This window comes from Cellulosimicrobium cellulans (assembly GCF_001722485.1).
Taxonomy (GTDB): Bacteria; Actinomycetota; Actinomycetes; order Actinomycetales; family Cellulomonadaceae; genus Cellulosimicrobium; species Cellulosimicrobium cellulans_A.
Genome location: NZ_LWGL01000192.1, coordinates 1 through 5,459, shown reverse-complemented (window position 1 = coordinate 5,459; position 5,459 = coordinate 1). Strand labels below are relative to the sequence as shown.

Genomic DNA, 5,459 nt, shown 5'->3' with positions numbered 1-5,459 from the left:
GCCGCGAGGGCGACGGGACGCGCGGCGGCCGCCGTGACGCCGTCGGCACGCGGTACCGCCTCTCGGTCGGGTACACGCACGGCGCGCAGCCGGGCGGGATCGTCGGCGCGCTGACGAACGAGGCGGGTCTCAACGGGTCGGACGTCGGCAAGATCGACATCTTCCCGTCGTTCTCGCTCGTGGACATCGCGGCACCGCTCGACGAGGCGACGCTGGACCGCATCTCGCGCGCCCGGGTCGCGGGCAAGTTCCTGCGCATCCGCGTCGACGAGGGCGCCCCCGCGGCGCGCAAGGGCCCGCGTGCCGGCTCGGACCGTCCGCGTGGCGGCCACGGTCCGGCCGGCCGGCACGACGAGCGCGGCGGGGAGCGCAAGGCCCGTCACCGCGCGGCGTACTGATCCCGGCGCCCGTGCGGCGCACCCGGTACGGCGAAGGGCCCCTGCTCCGGCAGGGGCCCTTCGCCGTGCTCGAGGGGTGCGGTCCGGGCTCAGCGGGTGCTGTCGTGCTCGGGTGCCTCGCCGTGCGCCTGGACGAGCGCGGCCAGGCGCCGTGCCTCGGCCTGCCCGCGGGCGCCGTCGGCCGTCTGGATGCCCATGACGGCGAGGGTGGAGCCGTCCGCGAGGTCGAGGTGCACCCACGGGTCGCCGCTGCCCATGCGGACGGACAGGATCTGCGCCCACTCGAGCCGGCGCGTGTAGATGACGTTGCGCACCCGCAGCCCCTGCGGGCTGGGTGCCGCGTGGACGCCGCCGAGGCGCCACAGGAGCCACGCCGCGAACAGCGCGAACACGGCGAGGGACACGCGGTTCGCCGCGGCCGTGCCCATCGGGCCCGACGCGGTCAGGCCCACCAGGGCGCAGCCGCCGACCACGACGACGCCCGTCGCCCACGCCGAGACGAGACCGAACCGCGGGCGGAACACCCGGTACGGGTCCCCGTCGCGCGCACCCGGCTGCGGGTCACCGCTCATCGCCTCACCGTCTCACACCCCGTCACAGTCGCGAGGCGTGGATCCTCGTGACGAGGATGGCCCGTGCACCGACGTCGTACAGGGCGTCCATGACCTGGTTCGTGCGGTCGCGGCGCACCATCGCGCGCACCGCCGCCCACTCGCGGTCGTGCAGCGGCGACACCGTCGGCGACTCCAGGCCCGGCGTGATCGCGACCGCCTGATCCACGAGCGAGACCGGGACGTCGTAGTCCATGAGCACGTACTCCCGGGCGGTGAGCACGCCCTGCAGGCGCCGGGTCAGGACCTCCACGCCCGCCGGCACGTCCGCCTCCGCGACGGCGCGCGGGCGGATCAGCACCGCCTCCGACACGAGGATCGGGTCGCCGAACACCTCCAGGCCCGCCCCACGCAGCGTCGTGCCCGTCGACACGACGTCCGCGACGACGTCCGCGACACCGAGCTGCACCGCCGACTCCACCGCACCGTCGAGGTGCACCACCGTCGCGTCCACGCCGTGCGAACGCAGGTGCGACTCCACGAGCACCTCGTACGACGTCGCCACCCGCAGCCCCTGCACCTGCTCGAGCGACGAGACCGTCCCCGCCGGGGCCGCGTACCGGAACGTCGACCCGCCGAAGCCCAGCTGCATGTGCTCGACCGCCTCCGCGCCCGAGTCCAGCAGCAGGTCACGACCCGTGATCCCGACGTCGACCGTCCCCGACCCCACGTACACCGCGATGTCACGCGGGCGCAGGAAGAAGAACTCGACGTCGTTGTCCGGGTCGGCGAGCACCAGCTCGCGCGAGTCACGACGCTGGCGGTACCCCGCCTCGCGCAGCATCTCGACGGCGGGCTCGGACAGGGACCCCTTGTTGGGGACGGCGATACGCAGCATGGAGAAACCTTCGTTCAGGGAGACGGCAGGGGCAGGCACGGACGAGGAGGAGCGGCGCTCGCGGCCCGGAGCACGATGCTCACGGGCGCGGCCGCTCACAGATGCTCGTACACGTCCTGCAGGCTCAGGCCCTTCGCCAGCATGAGCACCTGCAGGTGGTAGAGCAGCTGGGAGATCTCCTCCGCCGTCTTCTCGTCGCCCTCGTACTCGGCCGCCATCCACACCTCGGCCGCCTCCTCGACGACCTTCTTCCCGATCGCATGCACCCCGGCGTCCAGCTCGGCGACCGTGCCGGAACCGGCAGGTCGCGTCGTGGCCTTCTCCGACAGCTCGGCGAACAGGGACTCGAACGTCTTCACCGGGCCAGGGTATCGGCCCACCCCGGCCGGGCCGCCCCGGTCCGCCCACCGGGCACCGTCCCGGCCCGCGAGAAGGGTCACAGCGACCGCAGGGCCACGACCGTCGCCACGGCCGCCTCCGCCGCCTCCGCGCCCTTGTCCTCGCGCGACCCCGGCAGCCCCGCACGGTCCAGCGCCTGCTGCTCGTCGTCGCACGTCAGCACGCCGAACCCCACCGGCACGCCCGTGCGCACGCTCACGTCCGTCAGACCCATGGTCGCCGCCTGGCACACGTACTCGAAGTGCGGCGTCCCGCCCCGGATCACCACACCCAGGGCCACCACCGCGTCCGCACCGTGCTCCACCGCCCGCGCCGCCGCCACCGGCAGCTCGAACGATCCCGGCACGCGCACCTCCGTCACGTGCGACACGTGCGCCTCCGCCAGCGCCCGCCGTGCACCCGCCAGCAGACCGTCCATCACCTCCGTGTGCCAGCTCGCCGCCACCACGACCACCCGCAGCCCCGACCCGTCCACCCGGATCGACGGCGCACCCGCACCGCTCATCGCCCCTCCTCCATGTCGTCCTCGGCGAGCACGCCTGACGGCGCCTCCACCGTCTCCAGCAGGTGACCCATCGCCACCTTCTTCGTCTGCAGGTACGCCCGGTTGTGCGCACCATGCCCCACCTCGAGCCGCTCCGTGCCCACGACGTCGACGCCGTGCGCCACCAGACCCGTCACCTTCGCCGGGTTGTTCGTCAGCAGCGTCACCCGCGACAGCCCGAGGTCCGCCAGCACTGCCGCCGCCGCCCCGTACTCCCGCCGGTCCGCCGGCCACCCCAGCTCCAGGTTCGCCTGCACCGTGTCCAGCCCCGCGTCCTGCAACCCGTACGCCCCGATCTTCGCCAGCAACCCGATCCCCCGGCCCTCGTGCCCCCGCAGGTACACCACCGCACCACCCTCCCGGGACACCCGCTCCATCGCCGCCTGCAGCTGCGGACCGCAGTCGCACCGCAACGACCCGAACGCGTCCCCCGTCAGGCACTCCGAGTGGACCCGCACCACCGGGACCGGCGCACCCGGCACGCCCCCGGCGTCACCGCTCCCCGCGCCCCCGGCGCTCGCGGCCGGAACCAGCGCCACGTGCTCCGCCCCCGTCCGCAGGTCCCGGTACCCGATCACCCGGAACCGGCCGTACGCCGTCGGCAGCTCCGCCTCGGCCGTCCGGTGCACCCGCCGCACCGCACGCTCACGCTCCACCCGACCGCCGCCCGCCGGCACCGGGTCGTGCTCACGCCGCCACGCCGCCAGGTCCGCGATCGTCAGCAGCACCAGCCCCTCCCGCTCCGCCAGCGCCGCCGCGTCCCCCAGCCGCATCATCGTCCCGTCGTCGTGCACCAGCTCCGCGATACCGCCGACCTCCCCCACGCCCGCCAGACGCACCAGGTCCACCGCCGCCTCCGTGTGCCCCGCACGGTGCAGCACACCACCCGGCACCGCCCGCAACGGCAGCACGTGCCCCGGACGGATCAGGTCCTCCGCCCCCGAGGACGGGTCCGCCAGCACCCGCAACGTCCGCGCCCGGTCCTCCGCCGAGATCCCCGTCGACACGCCCGTCGCCGCGTCCACCGTCACCGTGTACGCCGTCCGCCGCGGGTCCTGGCTGTGCGGCACCATCAACGGCAGCTCCAGCGCGTCCGCCCGCTCCGCCGGCATCGGCGCGCACAGGTACCCCGACGAGTGCCGGATCGTCCACGCCACCCACTCCGCCGACACACCCTGCGCCGCGAACACCACGTCCGCCTCGTCCTCCCGGTCCGGAGAGTCCGCCACCAGCACCGGACGACCCGCCCGGATCGCCGCCAGCGCCTCCTCCACCGTCCCCAGCCGCACCCCCGACGCCGCCCCGGCGCTCGCGGCCGGTGCGTCCCGGTGGTCCTGCGGCCGGGTCACGACGCCGCCCCTGCCGAGAGCAGCCGCTCGACGTACTTGGCGATCACGTCGACCTCGACGTTCACCGGGTCGCCGGGCGCGAGGTCGCCGAGCACGGTCGCCTCGAGCGTCGTCGGGATGAGCGAGACGCCGAACGTCGTGCCGTCCACCCGCGTCACGGTCAGCGACACGCCGCTCACCGCGATCGAGCCCTTCTCGGCCACGTACCGCAGCAGCGACGGCGGGGCCGAGAACAGCAGGTCGTCCCAGCGATCGCCCGGGTCGCGGCTCACGAGCGTCGCGACGCCGTCGACGTGCCCCTGGACGACATGTCCGCCGAGCCGGGCGTCCGCCCGGAGCGCCCGCTCGAGGTCGACGCGCGAGCCCGCGCTCAGCCGCCCGAGCGTCGTGCGCCGCAGCGTCTCCGGCATGACATCGGCCGTGAACGTCCCGTCACCGGGAAGCTCCCGGACGGTGAGGCAGACGCCGTCCACCGCGATCGAGTCACCCGGCGCGGCGTCGGACGTCGCCAACGGCCCCTCGACCGTGAGGACGGCGTCCGCCCCCGCGCCGTCCGGGAACGCGATGTCGCGCACCGTGCCGATCTCCTCGACGATCCCCGTGAACATCCGGACTTCCCTGCCTCTCATCGAACCGACCTCGACACCATCAGCACGTCGTCGCCGACGCGCCGTACCTCCACCGTGCGGAACCGCCGCACGTCGGTCATCGTCCGCACGCCCAGGTCGCCCACCGCGCGACGGCCCCCGCCGAGCAGCGCCGGGGCGACGTACGCGTGCAGCTCGTCGACGGCGCCCGCCGTGAGGAACGCCGTCGCGAGCGTCGGGCCGCCCTCCACGAGGACGTGCCGGACCTCGCGCGCGGCGAGCGCGCGCAGCACCTCGGCCACGTCGTGCGTGGGCAGGTGCAGGAGCGGCCCCCCGTCACCCCGCAGGCGGGAGCGCGGCGGGATCCCGCCGCGCCCGACGACGACGCGCAGCGGCTGGTGGTCGGCGAGGCGCTCGACGCCGTCGTGACCCGTGACGCGCGCGGTCAGTGACGGGTCGTCCGCGCGGACCGTGCCCGTGCCGACAGCGATCGCGTCGACGGCGGCCCGCACCCGGTGGGCGTGCGACCGCGCCTCGGGACCGGTGATCCAGCGGCTCGTCCCGTCCTCCGCCGCGACGAAGCCGTCGAGCGTCGTCGCCGTCTTGAGCGTCACGTACGGGGTGCCGCGCCGCACCGCCGTCAGCCACACGTGGAGCAGCGCCGCGCCCTCCGCGGCGCGCAGCCCCCGCACGACCCGCACGCCCGCGGCTCGCAGCACCGCGGCGCCACCGC

The 5,459-nt window shown here is 75.1% G+C and carries 8 protein-coding genes; 1 reads left to right on the top strand and 7 read right to left on the bottom strand.

Annotation, left to right across the window (positions count from 1 at the left end; all coding sequences use genetic code 11):
* Positions 1–398: DbpA RNA binding domain-containing protein (locus JZ5iCDA_RS15235; protein WP_171905400.1), on the top strand; the 398-nt coding region annotated here is incomplete at its 5' end.
* Between the two features lie 89 nt (positions 399–487).
* Here the strand turns inward: JZ5iCDA_RS15235 and JZ5iCDA_RS15230 are convergent.
* The 7 genes from JZ5iCDA_RS15230 to JZ5iCDA_RS15200 all read right to left on the bottom strand — a co-directional run.
* On the bottom strand, positions 488–970 hold the full coding sequence (locus tag JZ5iCDA_RS15230; protein ID WP_069387920.1) for a PH domain-containing protein: 483 nt from the start codon (positions 968–970) through the stop codon (positions 488–490).
* A 22-nt stretch (positions 971–992) separates the two neighbouring features.
* Positions 993–1,847: an ATP phosphoribosyltransferase gene (gene hisG, locus JZ5iCDA_RS15225; protein WP_069387919.1), complete on the bottom strand. Its 855-nt coding sequence runs from the start codon at positions 1,845–1,847 to the stop codon at positions 993–995.
* A gap of 95 nt (positions 1,848–1,942) precedes the next feature.
* Positions 1,943–2,206: a phosphoribosyl-ATP diphosphatase gene (locus tag JZ5iCDA_RS15220; RefSeq protein ID WP_069387918.1), complete on the bottom strand. Its 264-nt coding sequence runs from the start codon at positions 2,204–2,206 to the stop codon at positions 1,943–1,945.
* 77 nt (positions 2,207–2,283) lie between these two features.
* Positions 2,284–2,751 (bottom strand): 6,7-dimethyl-8-ribityllumazine synthase, encoded by a 468-nt coding sequence (gene ribH / locus JZ5iCDA_RS15215; protein WP_069387917.1) that lies wholly within the window; start codon positions 2,749–2,751, stop codon positions 2,284–2,286.
* Positions 2,748–4,079, bottom strand: a complete 1,332-nt coding sequence (gene ribB / locus JZ5iCDA_RS15210; protein ID WP_069387921.1) for a 3,4-dihydroxy-2-butanone-4-phosphate synthase — start codon at positions 4,077–4,079, stop codon at positions 2,748–2,750. Before ribB ends, ribH begins: the two co-directional genes overlap by 4 nt.
* 56 nt (positions 4,080–4,135) lie before the next feature.
* On the bottom strand, positions 4,136–4,747 hold the full coding sequence (locus JZ5iCDA_RS15205) for a riboflavin synthase (protein ID WP_069387916.1): 612 nt from the start codon (positions 4,745–4,747) through the stop codon (positions 4,136–4,138).
* A 17-nt stretch (positions 4,748–4,764) separates the two neighbouring features.
* The coding region (locus JZ5iCDA_RS15200) for a RibD family protein (RefSeq protein ID WP_171905399.1) at positions 4,765–5,459 on the bottom strand (695 nt) is incomplete at its 5' end.

What these genes read in the sequence shown, in the direction of transcription:
- ribH (WP_069387917.1), bottom strand. Translation starts at nt 2,751, where the DNA reads ATGAGCGGTGCGGGTGCGCCGTCGATCCGGGTGGACGGGTCGGGGCTG.
- hisG (WP_069387919.1), bottom strand. Translation starts at nt 1,847, where the DNA reads ATGCTGCGTATCGCCGTCCCCAACAAGGGGTCCCTGTCCGAGCCCGCC.
- JZ5iCDA_RS15205 (WP_069387916.1), bottom strand. Translation starts at nt 4,747, where the DNA reads ATGTTCACGGGGATCGTCGAGGAGATCGGCACGGTGCGCGACATCGCG.
- JZ5iCDA_RS15230 (WP_069387920.1), bottom strand. Translation starts at nt 970, where the DNA reads ATGAGCGGTGACCCGCAGCCGGGTGCGCGCGACGGGGACCCGTACCGG.